General features: G+C 63.9%; 22 protein-coding genes and 1 pseudogene. 14 read left to right on the forward strand and 9 right to left on the reverse strand.

All coding sequences use genetic code 11. The annotated features are described in order from the left end of the window. The 9 genes from nuoF (at position 1) to nuoN (ending at position 11,534) form a co-directional block, all read left to right on the forward strand. Positions 1-1,341: an NADH-quinone oxidoreductase subunit NuoF gene (nuoF, locus tag L1071_RS08715; protein ID WP_246972645.1), complete on the forward strand. Its 1,341-nt coding sequence runs from the start codon at positions 1-3 to the stop codon at positions 1,339-1,341. 34 nt (positions 1,342-1,375) lie between these two features. Beyond that, positions 1,376-4,138 (forward strand): NADH-quinone oxidoreductase subunit NuoG, encoded by a 2,763-nt coding sequence (gene nuoG / locus L1071_RS08720; RefSeq protein WP_246972650.1) that lies wholly within the window; start codon positions 1,376-1,378, stop codon positions 4,136-4,138. Continuing rightward, the gene (nuoH, locus tag L1071_RS08725; protein ID WP_246972653.1) at positions 4,135-5,121 is read left to right on the forward strand and encodes an NADH-quinone oxidoreductase subunit NuoH; all 987 of its coding nucleotides are present in this window, start codon (positions 4,135-4,137) and stop codon (positions 5,119-5,121) included. The genes nuoG and nuoH overlap by 4 nt, the downstream gene beginning before the upstream one ends. Positions 5,122-5,142: 21 nt before the next feature. Beyond that, positions 5,143-5,685: an NADH-quinone oxidoreductase subunit NuoI gene (gene nuoI, locus L1071_RS08730; protein WP_246897496.1), complete on the forward strand. Its 543-nt coding sequence runs from the start codon at positions 5,143-5,145 to the stop codon at positions 5,683-5,685. A gap of 33 nt (positions 5,686-5,718) precedes the next feature. Next, the gene (gene nuoJ, locus L1071_RS08735) at positions 5,719-6,330 is read left to right on the forward strand and encodes an NADH-quinone oxidoreductase subunit J (protein ID WP_246972655.1); all 612 of its coding nucleotides are present in this window, start codon (positions 5,719-5,721) and stop codon (positions 6,328-6,330) included. After that, a complete protein-coding gene (gene nuoK, locus L1071_RS08740) occupies positions 6,327-6,635 on the forward strand; it encodes an NADH-quinone oxidoreductase subunit NuoK (RefSeq protein WP_075369724.1) in 309 nt (102 codons plus the stop codon). The genes nuoJ and nuoK overlap by 4 nt, the downstream gene beginning before the upstream one ends. Next, positions 6,632-8,485, forward strand: a complete 1,854-nt coding sequence (gene nuoL / locus L1071_RS08745) for an NADH-quinone oxidoreductase subunit L (protein ID WP_246972675.1) — start codon at positions 6,632-6,634, stop codon at positions 8,483-8,485. The genes nuoK and nuoL overlap by 4 nt, the downstream gene beginning before the upstream one ends. Positions 8,486-8,562: 77 nt before the next feature. Next, entirely contained in the window at positions 8,563-10,104 is a 1,542-nt protein-coding gene (nuoM, locus tag L1071_RS08750; RefSeq protein WP_246972684.1) for an NADH-quinone oxidoreductase subunit M, read from the forward strand. Continuing rightward, a complete protein-coding gene (nuoN, locus tag L1071_RS08755; RefSeq protein ID WP_246972696.1) occupies positions 10,101-11,534 on the forward strand; it encodes an NADH-quinone oxidoreductase subunit NuoN in 1,434 nt (477 codons plus the stop codon). The genes nuoM and nuoN overlap by 4 nt, the downstream gene beginning before the upstream one ends. Before the next feature lie 33 nt (positions 11,535-11,567). On the opposite strand, the gene L1071_RS08760 is transcribed toward nuoN, so the two are convergent. Then, positions 11,568-12,386: an endonuclease/exonuclease/phosphatase family protein gene (locus tag L1071_RS08760; protein ID WP_246972716.1), complete on the reverse strand. Its 819-nt coding sequence runs from the start codon at positions 12,384-12,386 to the stop codon at positions 11,568-11,570. Continuing rightward, the gene (locus L1071_RS08765) at positions 12,379-13,011 is read right to left on the reverse strand and encodes a thiol:disulfide interchange protein DsbA/DsbL (protein WP_246972719.1); all 633 of its coding nucleotides are present in this window, start codon (positions 13,009-13,011) and stop codon (positions 12,379-12,381) included. The genes L1071_RS08760 and L1071_RS08765 overlap by 8 nt, the downstream gene beginning before the upstream one ends. Before the next feature lie 336 nt (positions 13,012-13,347). Between L1071_RS08765 and yihA the strand changes: the two genes are divergently transcribed. After that, positions 13,348-13,971 (forward strand): ribosome biogenesis GTP-binding protein YihA/YsxC, encoded by a 624-nt coding sequence (gene yihA / locus L1071_RS08770; RefSeq protein ID WP_246972732.1) that lies wholly within the window; start codon positions 13,348-13,350, stop codon positions 13,969-13,971. A gap of 22 nt (positions 13,972-13,993) precedes the next feature. Here the strand turns inward: yihA and L1071_RS08775 are convergent, their stop codons facing one another. The 7 genes and pseudogenes from L1071_RS08775 to argH all read right to left on the reverse strand — a co-directional run bounded on the left by L1071_RS08775 (position 13,994) and on the right by argH (position 20,144). Further along, on the reverse strand, positions 13,994-14,719 hold the full coding sequence (locus L1071_RS08775; protein ID WP_246972734.1) for an HAD family hydrolase: 726 nt from the start codon (positions 14,717-14,719) through the stop codon (positions 13,994-13,996). Positions 14,720-14,758: 39 nt separating this feature from the next. Continuing rightward, positions 14,759-15,655, reverse strand: a complete 897-nt coding sequence (locus L1071_RS08780; RefSeq protein WP_246972737.1) for a tyrosine recombinase XerC — start codon at positions 15,653-15,655, stop codon at positions 14,759-14,761. Then, on the reverse strand, positions 15,639-16,358 hold the full coding sequence (locus L1071_RS08785) for a DUF484 family protein (RefSeq protein WP_246972742.1): 720 nt from the start codon (positions 16,356-16,358) through the stop codon (positions 15,639-15,641). The genes L1071_RS08780 and L1071_RS08785 overlap by 17 nt, the downstream gene beginning before the upstream one ends. Positions 16,359-16,433: 75 nt before the next feature. After that, positions 16,434-17,267 carry a diaminopimelate epimerase gene (gene dapF, locus L1071_RS08790; RefSeq protein ID WP_246972754.1) on the reverse strand — a complete coding sequence of 278 codons (834 nt, stop codon included), beginning with the start codon at positions 17,265-17,267 and terminating at the stop codon, positions 16,434-16,436. Then, positions 17,267-18,523, reverse strand: coding sequence for a diaminopimelate decarboxylase (gene lysA, locus L1071_RS08795; RefSeq protein WP_246972761.1), 1,257 nt, complete (start codon positions 18,521-18,523; stop codon positions 17,267-17,269). The genes dapF and lysA overlap by 1 nt, the downstream gene beginning before the upstream one ends. Before the next feature lie 107 nt (positions 18,524-18,630). Continuing rightward, positions 18,631-18,741: pseudogene (gene lptM, locus L1071_RS16260) on the reverse strand (LPS translocon maturation chaperone LptM); the annotation flags it as partial. Then, on the reverse strand, positions 18,741-20,144 hold the full coding sequence (argH, locus tag L1071_RS08805) for an argininosuccinate lyase (protein ID WP_246972765.1): 1,404 nt from the start codon (positions 20,142-20,144) through the stop codon (positions 18,741-18,743). The pseudogene lptM and the gene argH, both read right to left, overlap by 1 nt. Before the next feature lie 183 nt (positions 20,145-20,327). Here argH and hemC point away from each other — a divergent pair, with 183 nt between their 5' ends. The 4 genes from hemC to L1071_RS08825 are packed head-to-tail and all read left to right on the forward strand — an operon-like array spanning position 20,328 to position 24,785. Then, entirely contained in the window at positions 20,328-21,272 is a 945-nt protein-coding gene (hemC, locus tag L1071_RS08810) for a hydroxymethylbilane synthase (protein WP_246972771.1), read from the forward strand. After that, complete coding sequence (locus L1071_RS08815) at positions 21,269-22,024, forward strand: uroporphyrinogen-III synthase (protein ID WP_246972773.1); 756 nt, start codon at positions 21,269-21,271, stop codon at positions 22,022-22,024. The genes hemC and L1071_RS08815 overlap by 4 nt, the downstream gene beginning before the upstream one ends. 47 nt (positions 22,025-22,071) lie before the next feature. Next, positions 22,072-23,559 carry a uroporphyrinogen-III C-methyltransferase gene (locus L1071_RS08820; protein WP_246972775.1) on the forward strand — a complete coding sequence of 496 codons (1,488 nt, stop codon included), beginning with the start codon at positions 22,072-22,074 and terminating at the stop codon, positions 23,557-23,559. Then, positions 23,556-24,785 (forward strand): heme biosynthesis HemY N-terminal domain-containing protein, encoded by a 1,230-nt coding sequence (locus tag L1071_RS08825; RefSeq protein ID WP_246972791.1) that lies wholly within the window; start codon positions 23,556-23,558, stop codon positions 24,783-24,785. The genes L1071_RS08820 and L1071_RS08825 overlap by 4 nt, the downstream gene beginning before the upstream one ends. Positions 24,786-24,947 lie beyond the last annotated feature (162 nt).

Genomic DNA, 24,947 nt, shown 5'->3' on the forward strand with positions numbered 1-24,947 from the left:
ATGAGCCGGATTCTACAAGACCGCGACGAACGCCGCCCTGAAACGCACCCGCTGACCTTTCGGCTCAACGACGACGGTACGCCGGTACTGCTTGACGACTACCGCGAGCAGCAGGGGTATGCCAGCGTCGAGCGCGCCTTTCGCGATCTGACCTCGAAGACGCTGATCGACGAGCTCAAGGCAGCTAACCTGCGCGGGCGCGGTGGTGGCGGGTTTTCCGCCGGGCTCAAGTGGAGCCTGACCATGCAGGGTGAGGGGATACCGCGCGGTTATATCGTCTGCAATGCCGACGAAATGGAGCCCGGTACCTTCAAGGACCGCTTATTGCTTGAGCAGCAGCCGCATCTGCTCATCGAGGGTATGATCCTGGCCGGCTTCGCCAACAATGCCTACCAGGGCTACATCTTCATGCGCGGCGAATACGTCGACGCTGCGCGCACGGTCCAGCGCGCGCTGGACGAAGCGCGTGCCGCCGGCTGGCTGGGGCGTGACGTGGCCGGCAGCGGCTGGGATTTCGATATCGTCTTGCATACCGGCGCGGGGCGTTATATCTGCGGCGAAGAAACCGCGCTGATCAACTCGTTGGAAGGCAAGCGTGCCAACCCGCGCGCCAAACCGCCCTTCCCGGGGCAAAGCGGGGCCTGGGGCAAGCCCACCGTGGTCAACAACGTCGAGACGCTATGCAATGTGCCGGCCATCGTGCTGCACGGCGCGGATTGGTACCAGGGGTTGTCTCAAGGCAAGAGCGGCGATGGTGGCACCAAGCTGTACGGTGTCTCTGGCAAGGTCAAGCGGCCCGGCCTGTGGGAACTGCCGATGGGCACCACGGCCAGCGAGTTGATGGAGCGCGCCGGCGGCATGCGCGATGGTTTGACGCTCAAGACGTGGCTACCCGGGGGTGGGAGTACCGGCTTTCTGCTCCCCGAGCACCTCGATGTGGCGCTCGATTTCGACACCATCGGCAAGGCCGGCAGCCGCCTGGGCACCGGGCTCATGGCGGTGATCGCCGACAATCAGAGCGTGGTCTCGTTAGCGCGCAACCTGGAGGAATTCTTCTCCCGCGAGTCCTGTGGCTGGTGTACACCGTGCCGCGATGGCCTGCCGTGGAGCGTCAAACTCCTGCAGGCCCTGGAGGCCGGAGAGGGCGTACGAGGCGATATCGAATTGCTGGAATCGCTGGCGGTAGATCTGGGGCCGGGACGCACCTTCTGCGCCCACGCGCCGGGGGCGGCAATGCCGTTGGCGACGGCGATTCACCATTTCCGTGATGAATTCGAGCGAGGCGTCACGCGTGGCCAGGGTGCGGCGCATGCCGACCCGATCCCGGTGGGTAGCGTATGAACGACGTGACGAAGATGACGGGCGAGGAGCGATAATGGCAACGATTCACGTGGATGGCCGGGACTACGAGGTCGACGGCGCCGACAACCTGCTGCACGCTTGCCTGTCGTTGGGGTTGGATATCCCGTATTTCTGCTGGCACCCGGCCATGGGCAGCGTGGGTGCCTGCCGCCAGTGCGCGGTCAAGCAGTACAAGAACGCCGATGATACCCAGGGCATGCTGGTGATGTCGTGCATGGCACCGGTACAAGACGATGCCTACATCTCCATCGAGGACGACGAAGCTAAAGCCTTTCGTGAGAATGTCATCGAATGGCTGATGATCAACCACCCGCACGATTGCCCGGTCTGCGAGGAAGGCGGTCACTGCCACCTGCAGGACATGACCGTGATGACCGGCCATGACAGCCGCCGTTATCGGTTCCGCAAGCGTACCCACCAGAACCAGGATCTGGGGCCGTTCATCGGCCATGAGATGAACCGCTGCATTACCTGCTACCGCTGCGTGCGCTTCTATCAGGATTACGCCGGCGGCGGTGACCTGGGCGCCTTCGGGGCGCACGACAACGTTTATTTCGGGCGTTTTCAGGAAGGCACGCTGGAGAGCCCTTTCTCCGGCAACCTCACCGAAGTCTGTCCGACCGGGGTGTTCACCGACCAGACCCACTCCGAGCATTACACCCGCAAGTGGGACCTGCAGTTCGCGCCCAGCGTCTGTCATCAATGCGCAGTGGGCTGCAATATCAGCCCCGGCGAGCGCTACGGCGATATTCGGCGCATCGAAAACCGCTATAACGGCGAAGTGAATCACTATTTTCTGTGTGACCGCGGGCGTTTCGGCTATGGCTACGTGAATCGCGAGGACCGCCCGCGCGTACCCGAATGGCGCGAACGCCAGCGTGTCGGCGTCGGGTCCGGCGAGACGGGCGTGGTTGCCGGGACCATCAGTCTGGAAATCGACGATGCGCTGGACCGTGCCGCCGATGGAATGCGCAACGCGCGCCGCGTGATCGGTATCGGCTCGCCACGGGCGAGCCTGGAGAGCAACCACATGCTGCGTACGCTGGTGGGAGATGCCAATTTCTCCACCGGCATCGCTGCCCGCGAGCTTGAGTTGCTGGTGCGCATGAACGAGCTCAATACCCGCTGTGGCCTGCCGTCGCCGAGCCTGCGCGAGATCGAAGGCTGCGATGCGGTGTTCGTGCTCGGCGAGGACCTCATCAATAGCGCCGCGCGCATGGCGCTGGCCATTCGCCAGGGGATCAACGCCAAAGGCGAGACGCTGGCCGCCACGCGCGGTATCCCGTCCTGGAATGCCGAGGCGGTGAAGACGATGGCCCAGGATGAACGTCATCCGTTGTTCCTGGCCACGCCGGACATGACCGAACTGGACGCGTTGGCAGAGCAGACCTTCAACGCTGCGCCGGACGACATTGCGCGGCTGGGCTTCGCCGTGGCGCACTACATCGATACCGAGGCGCCTTGCCCGGAGGCCCTCGACGACGCGACCGCGGCACTTGCAAAGCGCATCGCCGAGGCCTTGCTGGCGGCGCAGCGCCCGTTGGTGGTTTCGGGTGGCTCGCTGGGAACGCCAGCGGTGCTCGAGGCAGCCGGCAACGTGGCACGCGCCTTGGCACGTCGAACACGCCCCGGGGCGCTGTCGTTGGTGCGCCGTGAAGCCAACAGTACCGGTCTGTCGCTACTCGGCGGGGAATCACTGGACTGGGCCCTGGAAGCCCTGGTCAGCGGCGAAGCCGATGGCGTGGTAATTCTCGAGAACGATCTTTACACGCGCACCGATGCCGGGCGGGTTGACGCCGCCTTGAAGCGTGCCGACTGCGTCGTCACGCTCGATCATCAGCGCACCGCGACCTGGGACAAGACGGACATCGGGCTCCCGGCGGCGAGCTTCGCCGAAAGTGATGGCACCCTGGTCAGCCTGGAAGGACGCGCCCAGCGGTTCTATCAGGTCTTCGAGCCTAGTTATATCCGCCCCGAGACACGCATTCGCGAAAGCTGGCGGTGGCTCAACGCGCTCAAGACAAGCGTCGAGCGTCAGTCGGTGACGCCGCTCACCCTCGATGAGGTGACGCGTGACATGGCCATGACATACCCCGCCCTGGCGCCGGCTGGCGATGCCGGTTTGAGCGCCGCCTATCGCGTGCATGGGCTGCGTCTGGCGCGTGAACCTCATCGCTATAGCGGTCGCACCGCGATGCGCGCCAATCTCGATGTCAGCGAACCCCGTGCGCCGCAGGATTCGGATACGCCGTTTGCGTTCTCCATGGAGGGCTATGCCGGCCACGCCGAACCGCGCCGCGAAGTGGCGTTCGCCTGGGCGCCGGGATGGAACTCGCCGCAAGCCTGGAACAAGTTCCAGGACGAGGTCGGTGGGCATCTGCGCGCCGGCGATCCCGGCGTGCGGCTATTGGGGCCGCTGCCCGGCGATTACGACTATGCGCGAACGCCGCCGGCACGCTTCGCCGCACGTGACGATCAATGGCTGGCGGTACCGCAGGCGCGCTTATTCGGGGGTGACGAAACCTCATCGCGGGCCGAGCCGATCCAGGCGCGCATGACCGAGACATGCTTCACCGTGTCGCGCGGTGCCGCCGAGCGGTTGCGGATGTCGCCGGGCGCCACGTTGACGCTCAACCTGGGGGAGCGGCAACTTACGCTACCGATAGCGATCAGCGACGTGTGGCCCGATGGCATGGTCGGCGTGCCGGATCAGTCGGGACTGCCACTGACCGCGCCTGAGTGGGCCCATCTCGATGCTCAGGAGGTGCGCGCATGAGCTGGTGGACACCACAGGTCGAGGCAATCGCGTTCGCGCTCTTTCAAGCACTGGTGATCCTGATCGGTGCGGTACTCGCAGGAGCGCTGCTGACCATGGTGGAACGGCGTCTCCTGGGCTTATGGCAGGATCGTCACGGTCCCAACCGCGTCGGGCCGTTCGGGGTGCTGCAGATCCTCGCTGATATGCTCAAGATCCTCTTCAAGGAAGACTGGATCCCGCCGTTCGCCGATCGTACCTTCTTCGTGCTGGCGCCGGCGATCGCCATGGCATCGCTTTTGCTGAGCTTCATGGTCATTCCCATTACGCCCAGTTGGGGGGTGGCCGATCTGCATATCGGTTTGCTGTTCTTCTTCGCCATGGCGGGCATCAACGTCTATGCGGTGCTCTTCGGCGGATGGTCGAGCGGCAACAAGTACGCCTTGCTTGGGGCGATGCGGGCCTCGGCACAGACACTGTCCTATGAAGTCTTCATAGGCTTGTCGCTGATGGGGGTGGTGGCCATGGCCGGTTCGTTCAACATGCGCGAGATCGTCGCCGCCCAGGAAACGGTATGGTTCATCGTGCCGCAGTTCTTCGGCTTCTGTACCTTCCTGGTCGCCGGCATTGCCGTGACGCACCGTCACCCGTTCGACCAGCCCGAGGCCGAGCAGGAGCTGGCCGATGGCTATCACGTCGAGTACTCGGGGATGAAATGGGGCATGTTCTTCATCGGCGAGTACGTGGGCATCGTGCTGGTATCGGCGCTGATCGTGACGCTGTTCCTGGGTGGCTGGCACGGTCCGTGGTTGCCGCCTATCGTGTGGTTCCTGCTCAAGACTGCCGTGTTCGTGGGCTTTTTCGTGCTGCTGCGCGCGGCACTGCCGCGTCCTCGCTATGACGCGGTGATGAGCTTCGGGTGGAAGGTCTGCCTGCCACTGACCCTGATCAATTTGCTGGTGACCGGTGCACTGATTCTTGTATTCAGCCCCGCCGGTGGCTAAGCGTCGAGACTGGAGAAGACCGTGAAGATTAAATCACTGCTCGCGGGGACCGGATCGCAGCTACGGACGATGGGCATGGTATTCATGCACTCCTTCCGCAAGCGCGAGACCCTGCAGTACCCGGAAGAACCGGTCTATTTGTCGCCGCGCTATCGCGGACGCATCGTGCTGACCCGCGACCCCGATGGCGAGGAGCGCTGTGTGGCATGCAATCTGTGCGCGGTGGCATGCCCGGTAGCGTGCATTTCGCTGCAGAAAGACGAGCGCGATGATGGCCGCTGGTATCCGGAGTTTTTCCGCATCAATTTTTCGCGCTGCATCTTTTGTGGGCTGTGCGAGGAAGCCTGTCCGACCTCGGCCATCCAGCTTACGCCGGATTTCGAGATGAGCGAGTTTCGGCGTCAGGAATTGGTCTACGAGAAGGAAGACCTGCTGATTTCCGGGCCGGGCAAGGATCATAACTACAACTTCTATCGCGTGGCGGGGCTGTCGATCGCCGGAAAAGACAAGGGTGAGGCGCAGAACGAAGCCGAACCGATTAACGTCAAGTCGTTGATGCCCTGATCAGGGATGCCCTTACCAGGATAGGGAGACACCATGGAAATCGCCTTCTATCTCAGCGCCGTGGTCGCCGTGCTCGCGACGCTTGGGGTGGTGACCGGGCGGCACCCGGTACATGCCTTGCTTTACCTGATCGTCTCGCTGATAGCGGTGGCGATGGTGTTCTTTGCACTCGGAGCGCCCTTCGCCGGGGCGCTGGAAATCATCGTCTACGCCGGCGCGATCATGGTGCTGTTCGTGTTCGTGGTGATGATGCTCAATCTCGGTGAGGCCGCCGCGCAGCAAGAGAGTGCCTGGCTGCGCCCGCGCACCTGGCTGGGGCCGGCGGTGCTCAGCGGTATCTTGTTGTTGGTGCTGCTGGTGACATTGATCGGCGCCGACGTGGGCGGTCGTATCCAGGGTGATACCCTGACCGCCAAGGCGGTGGGCACGCTGCTGTTCGGGCCTTATCTGATCGTCGTCGAACTTGCCGCGATGCTGCTGCTGGCGGCGTTGGTGGCGGCGTCTCACCTGGGGCGCAGCGAAGCGCATGACGAGGCACACGCGGTACGCCAAGTCCCGGGTAAGCGTACTGCAGATGGCCGGGGGCGCGCCGCCAGCGAGCGCTCGCTCGGTGACGACACCTCAAGCGAGGAGAGTTCACGATGAATGGCGTTCCCATGGAACACGGCCTGATCCTGGCGTCGATCCTCTTCGCGCTGGGCCTGGTGGGGCTGATGATGCGCCGGAACATGCTGTTCGTGCTGATGAGCCTGGAAGTCATGATGAACGCGGCGGGGCTCGCCTTCATCGTTGCGGGAACACGTTGGGGTCAGCCAGACGGCCAGGTGATGTTCCTGCTGGTGATCACTCTGGCGGCGGCCGAGGCAAGCGTGGGGCTGGCGCTGTTGTTGCAGCTCTATCGGCGCTTCAAGACCCTTGATATCGATGCGGCAAGCAGGTTGCGCGGATGAATCTACTCACTCTGACGTTTTTGTTTCCCCTGTTGGGGTGTCTAGTCCTGGCGCTGGGCGGTGATCGCCTGTCGCTGCGTGGCGCGGCGACGGTGGGGGTCACCGCGCTGGGACTGGCGGCGGCCACGACCGTGTGGGTGGGCCTCGACTTCCTCGGACACGGCTCGGCAGCGCAGGTCATGACGCTATGGACCTGGATCGACGTGGGCGATTTCCAGTCGTCGATGGGCCTGCTGGTCGATGGGCTGTCGCTGACGATGCTTGGCGTGATTACCGGCGTGGGCTTTTTGATCCATCTGTTTGCGGCCTGGTACATGCACGGCGACACCGGCGTTCGCCGGTTCTATGCCTACATGAACCTGTTCGTGTTCAGCATGGTGCTGCTGGTGCTGGGCGACAACCTGCTGCTGCTGTATCTCGGTTGGGAAGGCGTCGGCCTGTGCAGTTATCTGCTGATCGGCTACTACTACCATAACTCAGCCAATGGCTGGGCGGCGTTCAAGGCCTTCCTGGTGACGCGTATCGGCGATGTGCTGATGGCGATCGGGCTGTTCATCCTGTTCGTCGAGTTGGGCACGCTGGATATCCAGACGCTGCTGGCGCGGGCGCCGGAGGTCTGGGCGCGCGGCGACCTGATGGTCGAACTGGCGACGTTGATGCTGCTCGGCGGGGCGCTGGGCAAGTCCGCGCAGTTGCCGCTGCATACCTGGCTGGCTGACGCCATGGCCGGCCCCACGCCGGTGTCGGCACTGATCCACGCGGCGACCATGGTCACCGCCGGGGTGTATCTGATCGCGCGTATGCATGGCCTGTTCCTGCTGGCACCGGATGTGCTGACACTGGTGGGCTGGATCGGCGCGGTGACGCTGCTGATGGCTGGGTTCGCCGCCCTGGCGCAGACCGACATCAAGCGCGTGCTGGCCTATTCGACTATGAGCCAGATCGGCTACATGTTCCTGGCCCTAGGTGTGGGAGCCTTCGATGCGGCGATCTTCCATCTGATGATGCACGCCTTCTTCAAGGCGTTGCTGTTCCTCTCGGCCGGCTCGGTGATCGTCTCCTGCCATCACGAGCAGGACATGCGCCGTCTCGGCGGATTGTGGCGCAAGTTGCCGCTCGCCTATGCCGGGTTCGTGGTAGGCGGTTCGGCCCTGATGGCGTTGCCGTTCGTGACGGCGGGCTTCTACAGCAAGGACGAAATCCTCTGGGAAGCGCTGGCGTCTGGCCATATCGGCTTGCTGATGGCGGGTCTGGTCGGCGCACTGCTGACCTCGCTTTATACCGTGCGCTTGATCGTCGGTACCTTCCACGGCACGCCGGGCAGCGATCACAGCCGGCACGCCGAGGGTGGTCGCGGTCTGGTACATGGCGTGCCGCTGGTCGTGTTGATCGTGCTCTCGACGCTGGTGGGTGCCTGGATTCATCCGCCGCTCGACGAGGTGCTGCCGGCCAGTCCCGGCGCGACGCAAGAAGCCGGACGCCATGTGCTGGAGATCATTGCCATGCTGGTGGCGGTGGGCGGCGCGGCCGTGGCGTTGTGGCTGTTCGTGTGGCGGCGGGAGATGGTGGCGCGCCTGGTGGCCCTGCCGGAAGGCGCGCGCCTGTGGCGCTTGTGGCATCACGCCTGGGGCTTCGATGCCCTCTACGATGTGGTGCTGGTCAAGCCGTTCCGTGGCTTGGTGTGGCTGTGGCGTAGCGACTGGATCAACGGATTGTGCAATCTGGTGCCGTTGCTGGCGCGCGGCCTGCGCTGGCTGTTGACGCGTTCCCAGACGGGGCGGCTGCGCCACTATGCCGTTTCGATGACGCTGGGCGCGACCGTGGTGCTGATCTTCCTGGCTTTGGGGTAAGCGATGTACGACTTGAAGAAAGACACCGGTGGCGGGAATAGCAGGCTAACGTGGCAAGCTGAGGGGGCGCAGCGCTGATGATTCTTGTCTGGTTGATTCTGATTCCCTTCATCGGCGGGTTGCTGTGCTGGCAAGCCGAACGCTTCGGTGAGCAATCGCCGCGCTGGATTGCCCTGGGCACCATGCTGCTCGAACTGGCACTGGTTCTGGGCGTGTGGTGGCATGGCGATTATGGCCTGAACGCCGCGCAGGGTGCCTCGGACTGGGCTCTCGAGTGGCGCGCCGACTGGATTCCCCGCTTCGGGATCGAGGTGCACCTGGCACTGGATGGCCTGTCGCTGATCATGATCGCGCTCACCGGGCTACTCGGGGTGTTGGCGGTGGTGTGCTCGTGGCACGAGATCTCGCGGCGCATCGGCTTCTTCCACCTCAACCTGTTGTGGATTCTCGGTGGCGTGGTGGGCGTCTTCCTGGCCATCGACCTGTTCCTGTTCTTCTTCTTCTGGGAGATGATGCTGGTCCCCATGTACTTCCTCATCGCGCTATGGGGGCACAGCGGTTCCACGGGTAACACGCGCATCCAGGCGGCGACGAAATTCTTCATCTATACCCAGGCTAGCGGGCTGTTGATGCTGGTGGCCATTCTCGGCCTGGTGTTTGCGCATCACGCCGCTACCGGAGAATACAGCTTCAGCTACGAGGCGCTGCGGCATACCGCGCAGAACGAGCTCTCGCCCCAGATGGCATGGTGGCTGATGCTCGGTTTCTTCGTCGCCTTTGCCGTCAAGATGCCGGTGGTGCCGCTGCATGGGTGGCTACCCGACGCGCATGCCCAGGCGCCCACTGCGGGGAGTGTCGACCTGGCGGGTATCCTGCTCAAGACCGCCGCCTACGGCATGTTGCGCTTCGCCTTGCCGCTGTTTCCCGAGGCCTCCCAGGCCTTCGCGCCGATCGCGATGGGCCTGGGGGTTCTGGGCATTTTCTACGGCGCGATCCTGGCGTGTGGCCAGCATGACCTGAAACGTCTAGTCGCCTATTCCAGCATTTCCCACATGGGCTTCGTGCTGATCGGCATCTACAGCAGCACCGAGCTGGCGCTACAGGGCGTCGTGATACTGATGGTCGCCCACGCCTTCTCGGCCTCGGGGTTGTTCATCATCAGTGGCCAGCTCTACGAGCGCCTGCATACCCGCGACATGCGCCTGATGGGTGGCCTTTGGGGCCGCATCAAGGGCCTGCCGGGTATCGCACTATGTTTCGTGGCGGCCTCGATGGGCCTCCCGGGTACCGCCAATTTCGTGGGCGAGTTCCTGGTGCTGTTCGGCTCCTTCGATGCCTGGCCCTGGGTGGTTGTGGTCGCCAGTGGTGGCTTCGTACTGGCGGCGATCTATTCGCTGTTTATCATGCAACGCGTCTACTTCGGTCCGGCCAAGGAAGAAACGCCGCTGGGCGGGCTCGATGGCCGCGAAACCGTGATGATGCTCGGCCTGCTGGTCTTGGTATTGTGGGTCGGGCTTTATCCCGGCCCATTGCTGGACACCTCGCAGGCGGCGATGCAAAACGTGGAGCACATCATGACGCTGGAAGAAACGCCTGCCATGCCTGAGGAGACGCCATGACGCCGTTGCTTGCACTTTCACCGCTGATCCTCGTCTGCGCCACGGCCATCGTGGTGATGCTGACCATTGCGTGGCGTCGGCATCACGACCTGACGGCGACGTTGACCGTGATCGGCCTCAACCTGGCACTGGTGGCACAGATTTTGGTCTGGTGGCTGGCGCCGCTCGACGTGACGCCACTGATGAGGGTGGACGGCCTGTCGATCTTCGGCGGGGTGCTGATCCTCGTCGCCACGCTGGCCTGCGCCACGCTAGGCCATGCCTATCTGGAAGGCGCGCGAGGTCCTCGCGAGGAATATTATCTGCTGCTGTTGTGTGCCGCCGCCGGCGGGATTGCGCTGGTGAGCAGTCGCCATCTGGCCTCGTTGTTCTTCAGCCTGGAACTGCTGTCGATGCCGCTTTACGGCATGCTGGCTTACACCTATCGCGAGCGGGGCGCCTTGGAAGCGGGCGTCAAGTACATGGTGCTTTCCGCAGCGGCCTCGGCCTTCTTGTTGTTCGGCATGGCGCTTTTGTATGCGCGTACCGGCCATCTCGATTTCGCCGGGCTGGGTGGGGCGTTGGCGTCAGCAGGCGGCGATGGATGGCTGCTGGCCGGCATGGGCCTGATGGTTGTCGGGCTGGGCTTCAAGCTTTCCATCGTGCCGTTCCATCTGTGGACGCCGGACGTCTACGAAGGCAGTCCCGCTCCGGCCGCCACCTTCCTGGCATCGGCCAGCAAGGTGGCGGTATTGGTCGTCTTGCTACGCCTGCTGCAATCCGCCCCGGCGGCCCAGGATGCCTGGTTGCACAGCTTGCTCGCCGTGCTCGCCTTCGTGACCATGCTGGCCGGCAACCTGCTGGCGTTGATGCAGCAGGATCTCAAGCGCCTGCTGGGCTACTCCTCGATCGCGCATTTCGGCTATCTGCTGGTGGCGCTGGTCATCAACGAGGGGCTGGCGGTGGAAACCGCAGGACTCTATCTGGTGACCTATGTGCTGACGACGCTGGGCGCGTTCGGCGTGGTGACGTTGCTGTCGAGCCCCTACGGCGGCGCCGATGCCAGCCGCTTGCACCATTACCGTGGCTTGTTCTGGCGGCGGCCTTATCTGACCGCAGTGCTGACGGTGATGATGTTGTCGCTGGCAGGGATCCCCTTGACCGCAGGCTTTATCGGCAAGTTTTATATTGTCGCGGTAGGGGTCGAAGCCAGCCGCTGGTGGCTGGTCGGCGCTGTGGTGGCGGGGAGCGCCATCGGACTTTACTACTATCTACGCGTGATGGTGACGCTCTTTCTGCCCGAGCCGGGCATGCAGCGCCGTGACGCGACCACCGACTGGGCGCAACGCGCCGGCGGTGTGGTGGTGCTGGCCCTGGCGGCCCTGGTCGTGCTGCTGGGGGTCTATCCTGCACCGATGATCGAGTGGGTGCGGCTCATGGCCGCGACGTAAGCGTCGCGGCTGTGCTGATGCGATGTCGCTTGCTCACGAGGCGGCATTGTCGTCGGGCATGCTGCGCAGGCAGGCGGTGGGCAGTTGAATATCCACCGCCACCGGCAGGTGGTCAGAAAACAATCGGTCGAGCACCTCGAAGCGTTCGGCGTGCAAGGCGTCGGAAATCAGAATGTGATCGAGCGCGCGGCGTGGCTGCCAGGCGGGATACGACAACGGCATCGCCACAGGGTGCAACGGTAGCGCATGGCAGAAGCGCTGGTGGGCGTTGATCTGATCCGGTGTGCAGTTGAGATCGCCCATCACGACCACGTGGCGTAGCGGCTGAATGAGCTCGCTCAAGTAGTCGAGTTGCCGGGTACGCGCGCGATGCCCTAGTGCCAGGTGCGCCACGACCAGGTGCAAGGCATCCGGACCATCGCCGAAGCGCGCGTGAATGGCGCCGCGTCCCGGTAACGTGCCGGGCAAGCGATACTCGTCTATCTGGCGCGGTGTCAGACGCGACAGCAGGCCATTGCTGTGCTGGGCGACACGCCCCAGGTTGCGGTTGAGCTGTTGGTAGTAGTGAGGAAACTCGGCCCGCGTGGCGAGATACTCGACCTGATTGACGTGTCCCGAGCGGAAGCTCCCCCCATCGACTTCCTGAAGGCCGACGATATCGTAGTCGCGCAGCATGTCGCCGATCAGATCGAGGCGTCCCTGGCGCTTGGGATGCGGCAACAGGTGCTGCCAACTGCGTGTCAGATAGTGATGATAGGCCGAGGTATGAATGCCGACCTGCAAGTTGCAGGTCAGCAGGCGTAGCGAGCGGGGCGCCTGGGAAGCAGGCGCCGCGGCGGTGGCGTTACTCATTGCGTTCGCTGCGTACCTTGTCGATCAGGGCATCGGCGATCTTGGGCATGTTCTCCAGCGAGCCGGCGCTGCTGGGCGTGATCACGTAATGACCGTCGACGATCAGGGCGGGGACCCCCATGAGCTTGTAGCTGCGCATCTTGGCGTTGGCGCGATTGATCTGGCTTTTCACGCCGAAGGACTCGAGGGCATCGAGCGCGTCGTCCTTGCTGACGTCGTAATGAGTGAAGAACTCGGCGATGTCGTCCGGTTCGGTGAGGCGCTGACCTTTCTCGTGGATGGCATTGAAGAAATCGCTGTGCATTTCTTTCTGGATGCCCAACGCCTTGGCGGCGTAGAAGGCGCGCGCATGCTTGGTCCAGGTATCGCCCATGGTGGCCGGGATGCGCTGAAAGGCGACATCGTCGGGCAGCTCGTCGACCCAGGCATTGAGCGGCTCTTCGAGAGCGTAGCAATGTGGGCAGCCGTACCAGAACACCTCGTTGACCTCGATCTTGCCGTCCGGTACTTCGGTCTTCACGGGCTCGTCGAGTACCTTGTAATCTTCTCCGGCAACCGGGTCGGCGGCCATGACCAGCGTCGATAAACTCAGTCCGGTGACCAGCACCAGCAGTGACTTCAACATGCAACTCTCCTTGCCTTGCATAAAAAACAGAAAACGGGTGGCGAGCCTTCGTCGCCTCCCATGGTGACACCTTTGAGCCGCTTCAGTGTCTCGGGTTCCCTAGCGACTCATGCGATACACGGGCTTGGCACTCAGTCTCCCAGTGATACCACCCCAGCGGGTACCGAGGAAAGAGGGATCTCATGGAAACGGAGACTGTCGCCATGCTCTATCTTGCGCTGCGCATCGAGAGCGCCATGAGACGTGGCCTCGGCACGTAATGATACACTGTGTGGCAAACGGCCCACTCCATGGACATTCGCCGCTCTCGGGCGGCAGGCTCAGTCGAGACTCATCATGCAAGATGGCAAGATCAACTACCAGACCGCGCGTTTTTTGATCAGTGCGCCGCGCTTGGCCTTGTGCCCTCCTGATACGGGCGCGGAAGTGGCGTTCGCGGGGCGTTCCAATGCCGGCAAGTCGAGCGCGATCAACACCCTGACTCAGCAGAAGGCGCTGGCGCGTACCTCGAAGACGCCGGGGCGCACGCAACTGATCAACTTCTTCACCCTCGCGAACGATGAAGCGTACCGGCTGGTGGATCTGCCTGGTTACGGCTTCGCCAAGGTCCCGGACCAGGTCAAACTGGAATGGCAGCGTCACTTGAGCGAGTACCTGTACGAGCGTGAAGCGCTCAAGGGCCTGATGTTGGTCATGGACGTGCGGCACCCGCTGAGCGAGTTCGACCAGATGATGCTGGGCTGGGCCGACGAGAAGGCGATGCCCGTGCATATTCTGCTGACCAAGGCCGACAAGCTTAAGCCCGGGGCGGCCAAGTCATCGCTGCTGGCGGTGCGGCGTCAGCTCGCCGAGTGGGAAGACCTGGTCAGCGTGCAGTTGTTCTCGGCGCTCAAGCGGCAAGGCGTCGACGAGGCATGCGCGCGCATGGATACCTGGCTCTGTGAGCGGGATGCTGGGTGATGCAGAGACTTTCAGATAGTGCTTAGGGCGTCAGGCTGGTGAGCAGCGTGGGAAGCTCACGAACATGGGTCAGTCTATGCACGCCCGGGAGAGGTACGCCGGGTCCTTCGCCCTTAGCGTCGATCCAGGCCACCTGCATGCCCAGGCGCTGCGCGGGTAGCACGTCCTCGCGCCAGGAATCACCCACATGCAGGGCCTGCGACGGCCGAGCACGAAGCCTTGCCAACGCTGCGAGGAAAGCGCGCGGGTCGGGCTTGGGGGCATGCAGCTCGCCTGCGGCGATCATCACGCTGAAATGCTCGGCCAGATCCAGGCGCTTGAGGTCGGCGTTGCCGTTGGTGATCGCGGCGATCCGATAGCTCCGGCGCAGCGTGTCGAGCATGGCCACTACCTCGGGATAGGGCGTGAGGTCATGGCGCAGGTCGAGAAAATGCGCGATGGCATGCGCTGCCCACAGACGCGCCCGCAGGCGAGGCAGCCCGTAGGTTTCCACCAACTCGAACAACGCGCGTTCGCGAATCCAGGTGAAGTCGCCGCGCTTGAGCGGAAAGCGTCGCGCCACGTCGAGACGGTGCTGCTGATACGTGCTCAACGGGTAATCTGTCATGAATGCGTTGGTGGCGTCTGGTGAGGCGGCGGCGAGGGCATCGCTGAGCCATTGATAATGCCCGGTTTCGGCACGCTCGAGAACCGGGCGGTTGTTCCACAGCGTGTCATCGAGATCGAAGGTCAGCGCGGTTATCGCCATTGGGGTCGCCTCTAGAGCCGTGAGTCAGAAATGTGAGTCTCAGCCTTCGCCGGGCGTTTTGTGACGCCGGGCGCGGGGATGTGCCTGATCGTAGGCGTCGGCGAGATGCTGCCAGTCGAGACGCGTATAGACCTGAGTGGTGGACAGATTGGCATGCCCCAGCAGTTCCTGGACGGCACGCAGGTCCTGGCTCGATTCGAGCATATGGCTGGCGAAGGAGTGGCGCAGGCGATGCGGGTGCAGATGTTCGGGCAGGCCGCGCTCGCGGGCAAGATGCACGAGGCGCTTCTGCACCGCACGATGCCCGAGGCGTGCACCACGCTGACCGACGAACAGCGCACTTTCCTGCTCGTCGGCCAACTGACCACGGACCTCGAGCCATGTCGCCAGCGCTGCCTGGGCACGACTGCCGAGGGGCATCTGACGCGGCTTGCTGCCCTTGCCCATGACCCGCACGCGGCGCGCCTCCAGATCGGTGATATTCAGCGCCGTCAACTCCGCCAGACGCAGCCCGCAGGAGTAGAACAGCTCCAGCATGGCCTGGTCGCGCACGGCCAGTGGGGTGTCGTCGTGCGGCGTGTCCAGGAAGCGTGATAACTGATCGACATCCACCGGACGCGGCAGGTGCTGAGGTTGCCGGGGTGTCTGGGTCAAGGCCACGGGATTGTGAGCGAGCACGCTGCTGTGCACCAGGTGATCGGCGAAGCGCGATAGCGCGGCGCGGCGCCGGGCGAGACTACGCGGGGCCAGGCCTCGGGTGCGCTCGGCGCCCAGGAAGCGGCGCACCAGGGCGACATCCAGCGTGGACCAGGCGTCGATGTCATGCGCTTCGAGGAAATGCGCCAGCGCGGTCAGGTCGCGCCGGTAGGCATCCAACGTCGCGGGGCTGGCATACCCCGCCAGGGCGCGCAGGAAGTCTTCAATCGCGGCGTGCATGCGGGATATCCAGTCGGATAAGCAAGCGCCCGACGATTTCGCCGAGGTAATCGGTGAACAGGGTATCGAGCGTGGCACGGAAGTGCTCGCTCTCCTGGCTGGCCAGCAGCAGGTAGCCGAGCGGCTCGCCCATGGTCAGGCGCGTTACGGCGCATGAGCCGCTGCTCTCGGGCGGTTCGGAATGCGGGAGGAGATGTTGCCACGCCTCCCGCGAGAGCTGGGTGCAGCGGCTGTTGTGGCCGTCGAGAAGTTGTTCCAAGGCGTCGCGTGCAGTGTCGTCGAGACACAACCGGGGTGGCTGTATGGCGCTGCGATCGTGGGGTGAGTCCAGCCACAAGGCGACCGCCTGGGTGCGAAAGCGCTCGCTGAGCTGGGTCGATAGGGCCTCGCCCAGCGCGTCGACGTTTTCCGCCTCGAGTAATGCCAGGATCAACGAGCGTGTGCGCTGATACTGCGCCTCGTTGTGACGCGCCGTCTCCAACAGATGCTCGAGGCGCCATTCGGCGGTCTCGGCGCGCTCGCGCAGGTCGTGCACGAGACGTTCGAGCAGCGAAATCGCGCCTTGGGTCTGGGGGTGCGGCACTTTTAGCTGTTGGAGCAGTCCCTCTCGGCCGACGAAGAAGTCGGGATGACGGGCCAGCCAATGCGCGACTCGCTCGGGGTCGAGCGTCGTGCGTGGCTCGGGCGCCTGGGCTTGGGACATGCGTATGTTCTCCTGTGTTTCCGTCTTGCGTGCCGTATCGTTGTTTGCAGGTTCTCCGGGCACTCGGCAATGCTGCTAAGGCAGCGCGATACGTCCCTCGAAGACGCTGGTAGCGGGGCCGATCATCACCATGGGGGCATCTTCGGTGGGCCATTCCACGGTTAGTGTGCCACCGGGTAGGTGAACATCGACGGGACTCTCGAACAACCCGCGTCGGATGCCGGTGGCCACCGCTGCGCAGGCGCCGGTGCCGCAGGCCAGCGTTTCGCCGCTACCACGTTCGAAGACCCGCAGGCGCGCCTCGTGACGCGAGACGACCTGCAGGAAGCCCACGTTGACGCGTCGAGGGAAGCGCACGTGGCGTTCGATGAGCGGGCCCAGGCGTGCCACCGGCGCGCTATCGACATCGTCGACCACGAGGACGGCGTGGGGGTTGCCCATCGAGACCACGCCGATTTCCCAGCGTGCGTCGTCGACCTCCAGGGTATGCGTGGGCGCATCGGTCGGGGCGTCGAAGGGCACCGCCTCGGGCGCGAAACGCGGCACGCCCATGTTCACGCGGACCCGCTCGTCTTCCTCGACGCGCAGGGTCAGGGGCCCGGCCTGGGTTTCGACGCGGATTTCGCGCTTGTGGGTTAGCCCCGCTCCGCGTACGAAACGCGCGAAGCAGCGGGCGCCGTTACCGCAATTCTCCACCTCGTGGCCGTCGGCGTTGAAGATGCGGTAACGGAAATCCATCTCCGGGTCGCGTGGCGGCTCGACCAGCAGCAACTGATCGAAACCGATGCCGAGATGACGGTTGGCCAACTGCTGGATGCGTTCGGTGTCGAGTCGCGCCCGCTGGGTGACCAGGTCGACCACCATGAAGTCATTGCTCAGCCCGTGCATCTTGGTGAAATGCAGCAGCATCAGGACGGCTCCGCCAGGCGGTGCTCGCCGGCCCACAAGTCGGCGAGCGTCTCGCGTTCGCGCACGACCTGCGCGCTGTCGCCGTCGACCATGATCTCGGCGGGACGTGGCCGGCTATTGTAATTGGAAGCCATCACGAAGCCGTAGGCCCCGGCCGAGCGCACTGCGAGCAGATCGCCCGGCGCGATGGCCAGTTCACGCGCCTTGCCGAGGAAGTCGCCGGTTTCACAGACCGGACCGACCACGTCGTAGAGCGCCGTCTCACGGGGCGCTCGAGTATCGACCGGGACGATGCGTTGCCATGCTTGATACAGCGCGGGACGAATCAGATCGTTCATGCCGGCGTCGACGATGGCGAAATGCTGGGTCTCGCCGGGCTTCAGGTATTCGACGCGGGTCACCAGCACGCCGGCGTTGGCGGCGATCGAGCGGCCCGGCTCGAAGAGCAGCGTCAGGTCGCGGCCGTCGAGGCGCTCGAGCAGGGCCCGGGCGTAATCGTAGGGCGCGGGCGGTTGCTCGTCTTGATAGGGCACGCCGAGGCCGCCACCCAGGTCGAGATGCTCGATGGTAATACCCGCCTCGTGCAGGCGGTCGAGCAGTACCAGCAGTCGGTCCAGGGCGTCGAGGAAGGGCGCTAGCTCGGTCAGCTGTGAGCCGATGTGGCAGTCCAGGCCGACGACCTCGAGATTCTCCAGCTCGGCGGCCCGCTGATAGACCGCGAAGGCGTCATCGACGGCGATGCCGAACTTGTTGGCCTTGAGACCGGTGGAAATGTACGGGTGGGTCCTGGCGTCGACGTCGGGATTGACGCGCAACGAGACTCGCGCCACCTGGCCGCAGTCACCGGCGACCTGGTTCAGACGCTCGAGCTCGGGCAGCGACTCCACGTTGAAGCACTTGATGCCGACTTCCAATGCGCGTGCCATCTCGTCGGCCTGCTTGGCGACGCCGGAAAACACCACCTTGGCGGGATCGCCGCCGGCGGCCAGCACGCGCTCCAACTCGCCCTGGGAGACGATGTCGAACCCCGCACCGAGGCGTGCCAGCAGGTCGAGTACGGCGAGGTTGGCATTGGCCTTCACTGCGTAGCAGATCAGGTGCGGATGCTCTCCCAGCGCCTCGCTGTAGGCCTTGAAGTGACGCGTGAAGGTCGCCCGCGAATATACGTAACAGGGCGTGCCGAAACGCTTGGCGATGTCGGCCAGCGGGACGTCTTCAGCGTAGAGTTGGCCGTCGCGGTAATTGAAATGATCCATCGTCAGTCTGCGTCGCTGTCGGATTGGGAAGAGGCGTCGTCCTGGCCTTGGTCAGTGTCATCTTCGCCCTGGTCGGCGTCGTCTTCATAGGCGCCCGCCGGATCGTACTGCTCGCTGGCCTGTTCGTCATCGGGCATGTAGAGCGGCCCCTTCTGGCCGCAACCGGCGAGGGTGAGCAGGGCGATGCCGAGGGCGGCCAGTATCGGAAGTAAACGCATCATGCCTCCTGTCGCAGCGTAGCGAGCGCGTCACGGGCGCGCTGGGCGGCAGCGCGGACCTGATCCGGTGCGGTGCCGCCGATGTGATTGCGTGCCGCCACCGAGCCTTCCAGCGTCAGCACCTCGAAGACGTCGGCCTGGATGGCGTCGGAGAATTGGCGCAATTCGTCGAGGGACATCTCCGACAGATCCTTCTGCTCGCGCAGGCCCAGCGCCACGGCCTGACCGACGATCTCATGGGCGTCGCGGAAGGCCACGCCGGCACGCACCAGGTAGTCCGCCAGGTCGGTGGCGGTGGAGAAGCCCTTGCGCGCGGCCTCGAACATGTTGTCCGCCTTGGCCTCGATGGCCGGTGCCATGTCGGCGAACGCCTTGAGACAGCCTTGCACGGTGTCGAGGGTGTCGAACAGCGGTTCCTTGTCTTCCTGATTATCCTTGTTGTAAGCCAGCGGCTGCGACTTCATCAGCGTCAACAGGCCCATCAGGTGGCCATAGACGCGGCCGGTCTTGCCGCGCACCAGCTCGGGCACGTCGGGATTCTTCTTCTGTGGCATGATCGACGAGCCGGTGCAGAAACGGTCGGGCAGGTCGATGAAGTCGAACTGGGCGCTGGTCCACAGCACCAGTTCTTCGCTCATGCGCGACAGGTGCATCAACAGCACGCTGGCGAAGGCGCCGAATTCGATGGCGAAGTCGCGGTCGCTGACCGCGTCGAGGCTGTTCTCGGCGGGGCGCTCGAACCCCAGCAACTCGGCGGTAACGTGGCGGTCGATGGGATAAGTGGTGCCGGCCAGTGCGGCGGCGCCCAGCGGCATCACGTTGACGCGCTTACGGCAGTCCAGCAGGCGTTCGTGATCGCGAGCGAGCATTTCCTGCCAGGCCAGCAGATGATGGCCGAAGGTCACCGGCTGGGCGGTCTGCAGGTGCGTGAAGCCGGGCATGATGGTATCGGCCTCGCGCGCGGCCAGCTCGATCAGCCCTTCGCGCAGACGAGAGAGTTCGGCCGCGACGACATCGATCTCGTCGCGCAGATAAAGCCGGATGTCGGTGGCGATCTGGTCGTTGCGCGAGCGCCCGGTATGCAGCTTCTTGCCGGTGATGCCGATTTTTTCGGTCAGCCGAGCCTCGATGTTCATGTGCACGTCTTCGAGTTCCACCGACCAGGGAAACTGCTCGGCGTCGATTTCTCGCTCGATCTCGCCGAGGCCTTGCACGATGGTCTCGCGCTCATCGACGGTGAGCACGCCGACACGTTCGAGCATGGTGGCATGGGCGATGGAGCCGCGAATGTCGTGACGATAGAGGCGACGGTCGAACGCCACCGAAGCCGTGAAACGTGCCACGAAAGCATCGGTAGGTTCGCTGAAGCGTCCGCCCCAGGATTGGTTGGTCGTATTGCTCATCGGGCGTGGCGTCCTGCTGGGTCGAGATGATGATGCCCTGAGTGTACCAGAGTCGGCGCCGCTGGCGAGGCGGGACAAGGCGCGGGAACGCTGAGGACGGGATTTTTCCTCGACCGGGGACTGCTTTATGATGATAGTCATCCCCGCCGCCGAAGTAGGTGTGCGCCCATTGAGGAGAGTCCAATGCCCGCCATGCAGACACTGCGCATCGCCACCCGACAGAGCCGTCTCGCATTATGGCAGGCCGAGCATGTCAAGGCTCGGCTGATGGCGCTACATCCCGGGCTCGAGGTGGAACTGGTCGCCATGACCACGCGCGGCGACAAGATTCTCGATTCGCCGCTGTCCAAGGTCGGCGGCAAGGGGCTCTTCGTCAAGGAACTGGAGGAGGCGCTGCTGGATGGACGCGCCGATATCGCCGTGCACTCGATGAAGGATGTACCGATGCACTTCCCTGAAGGGCTGGGGCTGTCGGTGATTCTGGAGAGTAGCGCACCGACGGATGCTTTCGTCTCCAACGAGTACACCACTCTGGATGCCTTGCCCGAGGGCGTGCGCGTAGGCACCTCGAGCCTGCGCCGGGGCCTGCAGGTCAAGGAAGCGCGCCCCGATCTGGAGGTGCTCAACCTGCGTGGCAACGTACAGACACGTTTGGGCAAGCTCGATGCCGGCGAATTCGAGGCGATCATCCTCGCCACCTCGGGGCTCGAACGGCTCGAACTCGGCCACCGCATCACCCAGGAACTGCCGCCGGAAGTCAGCCTGCCGGCCTGCGGGCAGGGCGCGTTGGGTATCGAATGTCGCTATGACGATGAAACGCTGCTCGAGGTTCTGGCGCCGCTCGATCATGCGCAGACGGCGACTCGAGTGCGCGCCGAACGCGCCATGAACACACGCCTGGATGGTGGTTGTCAGGTACCCATCGGCGGCTACGCGGTGCTCGAGAATGGCGACCGCACGTTATGGCTGCGGGCACTGGTCGGGGATCCGGACGGCTCGCATGTGTTGCGCGCCGAGGGGCGTGGCTCGGCCGACGAGCCTGAAGCGCTGGGTGTGCGTATCGCCGAGTCGCTGCTCGATCAAGGCGCCGGCGAGATTCTCGCGGATGTGTACGGCCAGGAGGAATGAGCGCCGCGTCACGCATCCTGGTGACGCGCCCCGGGGAAGGCGGCGAACGGCTTTCTAAGGCCTTGTCGGAGGCGGGATTCGTGCCCGCCCGTCCGGCATTGATGGACTTGCAGCCGCTCGGCGTCGATGAGGTCAAGCGCGGGCCTTTGCTGGATGTCGATCAGTACGACGTGGTGGTCGTGACCAGCCCTTTTGCCGCCGAGTGCCTGGTCGAGTGGCTCGATCGTTATTGGCCGCAATTGCCGCAGGGGCCGCGTTTTTATGCGCTGGGTGTGGCCACGGCGACGACGCTTTACCGTGGCCTGGACATCAAGGCGAGTGTGCCCGATCCCGGCCTGGGTACGACCAGCGAGGCGCTGTTGGCGATGCGCTCGCTGGCCCGGCTCGACGGCCAGCGGGTGCTGGTTGTCGGCGGAATGGGCGGGCGTCAACTGCTCGGACAGACGCTCGAGGCGCGTGGCGCACGCGCCACTAAGCTGGCACTCTATCGGCGCGTTTATACGGCGCCGGAGGCGACCGCTGCCGACTGGCTCGCCACCGGCGATTTCACGGCGATGACCGTGACCAGTGGCGAATTGCTCGAGCATCTGGTTATCTGGTGCGGACAGGCGGCGTTGAACAAACCGCTAATCGTTTCCAGTCAGCGTTTGGCTACACTGGCAGACACGATGGGCTTCGCTTCGTTACACGTGGCGCAGGGCGCGACGCCCGAGGCCTTGGTGACCGCCGTACAGGAAGTAGGCGACACGTGACGCGCCGACGTTGATCACGATGAGTTTGAGAAAAGGGCTAGCGACACATGAGCAAACGACAGGATCAGGATGACAAGAACACGCCCACCGATGCGTCGACATCCGCCGACGAGGCGCCTCAGTCGCCGGCCTCCTCCGAGACTCACAAGGCCGACACCGACGGCGAGGTAGCCGACGAGACGCGCGGTGCCTCGGACAAGGCGGCGGACGCCGCGTCGTCCAAGGCATCGACGACCGGCGCCGCAGCGTCTCAGACTTCCTCCGACGCGACGCCGAAGGCGGATCAAAAGACCGACCATGCGTCGCGCAAGACAAGCGAGACGACATCCGCAACCGGTGCAGCGTCGTCCACCGCCAAACGTGGCGCCAAGAACCAGCAGGGCACCAAGTCCCAGCAAAAAGCCACGAACACCCCGGACAAGAGTGCGGGAAAGGCCCAGGCCGGCGGCAGCGGTAACGGCGCTTCGTCCCCCACCGCGCAAGCGTCGCAAGGCGGTGGTGGCAACGGGCGTGGCCTGGCCATCGTGGCGCTGATCATCGCCGTGATCGTGGCCATCGTCGTGGCGCTGGGGCTGGGATATGGTTGGAAGCGCTTGCAGGCGCAGCAGGCCGAACTGGCCAGCGCCGGCGACGAGAACGCCCAGACCCTCGACACACTGCGTGAGCGTCTCGACCAGCGGGAACAAGCGTTCGAATCGTTGCAGGGAGATTTTCAGGACTATCGTCAAGACATCGACAAAAATCTCGACAAGGTACTCTCCGAGCTGGCTGACGAGCAGGATGCCGACCCGCGTGAATGGCTGCATGCCGAGGCCGAGTATCTGCTGCGCCTGGCCAATCAGCGTTTGCAGCTCGAGCGCGACGTCAAGGGTGCCAAGGCGTTGCTCAAGGCCGCCGATGAGCGTTTGACCGATGCCGACAACCCGGCCTTGATTCCGGTGCGCCGGGCGATTCAGTCCGAGCTGGCGGCGTTGGATTCGGTGCCCACAGTGGATCGTACCGGGCTGTACCTGGCATTGATGGCGCAGCAAGAGCAGTTGGCGGGTCTGCCGCTCAAGCAGGACGTGGAAGAGATGGCCGCGCAGAACGGCGACGACTCCTCGCTCGAGGGCGGCTGGCAACAACAGCTTTCCCGTCTGGGCGGCGAGCTCAAGGATCTCGTCGTCATACGCCGTCACGATGAGGCGCTGGAGGCCTTGGTGACGCCCGAGCAGGAATCTTACCTGCGGCAGAACGTGCGTCTCTTGCTCGAGCAGGCGCAATTGGCCTTGCTCAAGACCGAGCCGAAGCTCTACCAGGCCAGCCTCGACAAGGCGATTACCCTGATCGACCGCTACTACGATACGCAACGCGATGCGGTGAAAAATTCCCTCGAGCGTCTCGAGTCGTTGCGTGACAAGACCATTCGGCCCGAGTTGCCTGATATCAGCGAGTCACAGCAGACACTCAAGGACTTCATCGAGAAGCGTTTCCAGAATGGCAACGATGACGGTGGTAGCGAGCAACGTCAGAGCGACGAAGGAGACAGTGAATGAGAAAGCTGATTCTTCTCATCGTCGTGGGGCTGGCCGTCGGCGCGCTATTCGGCCAGTTGATGCAGTCGATGCCCGGTTACTGGCTGGTGCGCGTAGGCGATACCTCGATCCAGACCTCGTTCTGGCTGGGCTTGGTGATATTGCTGGCGGTGTTTCTGGCCCTGCATTTCCTACTGCGCGTCCTACATCGGCTGCGTCGCCCGGTAAGCCGGCTCAAGGTCTGGAATAGCCGCACGCGCAACCGCAATGCCATGAAGCGCACCGTGAGAGGCCTGGTGGCACTCGCTGAAGGCCGCTGGAAGCGTGCCGAGAGGGATCTGGTCAAGGCGGCGGACGATTCCAGTACGCCGCTGGTCAATTACCTTTCCGCGGCACTGGCGGCGCATTATCAGGGGCGTTTCGAGCATGCCGATACGCTACTCAAGCGCGCCCATCACAGCACCGAGGGGGCTGATAACGCGGTGGGCATGGTGCAAGCGCAACTGATGCTCGATCGCCAGCAATTCGAGGAGGCGCTGGCGACGCTGACGCGTCTCGAAAAGCAGCTGCCCAATCACCCGCAAGTGCTCAAGCTGCTGCGTCAGGCCTATCTCAGCGTCAATGACTGGGAGGGGCTGCGTCATTTGCTGCCCAAGCTCGACAAGCAGCAATTGATCACCGATGAAGAGCGCCGCGAGCTGGAGCAGCGTGCCTATCGCGAGTTGATCCTGCAGGCGGTCCAGCGCCAGCCCAATGCCGATGCCAACCGCGTGCGCAACCTGTGGGCCGACATGCCCGACTATCTGCGTAGCGATGTCGAGTTGGTGGTCCTGTATACCGAGGCGCTGGTCAAGGACGGTGAAGAAGCGATGGCTGAGCGCTTGCTGCGGCATTCCCTCAAGGAGCATTGGGATACGCGCCTGGTGCTGCGTTATGGCCTGCTCAACGTGGATGCCGGGCGTCAGTTGGCGTATGCCGAGAAATGGTTGCAGGAACGTCCCAACGATCCCGATTTACTGCTGAGTCTGGGACGTTTATCGTTACGCAACGCTTATTGGGGCAAGGCGCAGGAATATTTCGAAGCCAGCCAGCGCCAGCGTCCCAGCGGGGTGGTATGCGCCGAGCTGGCACGGCTTTACGCCAACTTGGGCGAGCATCAGAAGAGCCAGCTCTTCTATCGCCAGAGCGTGGAGTTGCTCGATCGCTCGTTGCCGGCGTTACCGCAGCCTAGCGAACGCACGCGCTAGCCAACGTTTTTTGCTCTCCTGGGCGCCTGCGGGCGCCCTTTTTTATCGCCCGTCATGAAGGGGCGAATCGCGGCCTGCAGGCGCCTTATCGGGGTGGTCTGTGGGCCGTTAGTGTTTCTATGCCCTTGTCCAATTGGTCAAGATATGGGTAACGTTAGAACG

Origin of the sequence: Chromohalobacter sarecensis, assembly GCF_023061135.1 — a bacterium.
GTDB classification, from domain to species: domain Bacteria; phylum Pseudomonadota; class Gammaproteobacteria; order Pseudomonadales; family Halomonadaceae; genus Chromohalobacter; species Chromohalobacter sarecensis.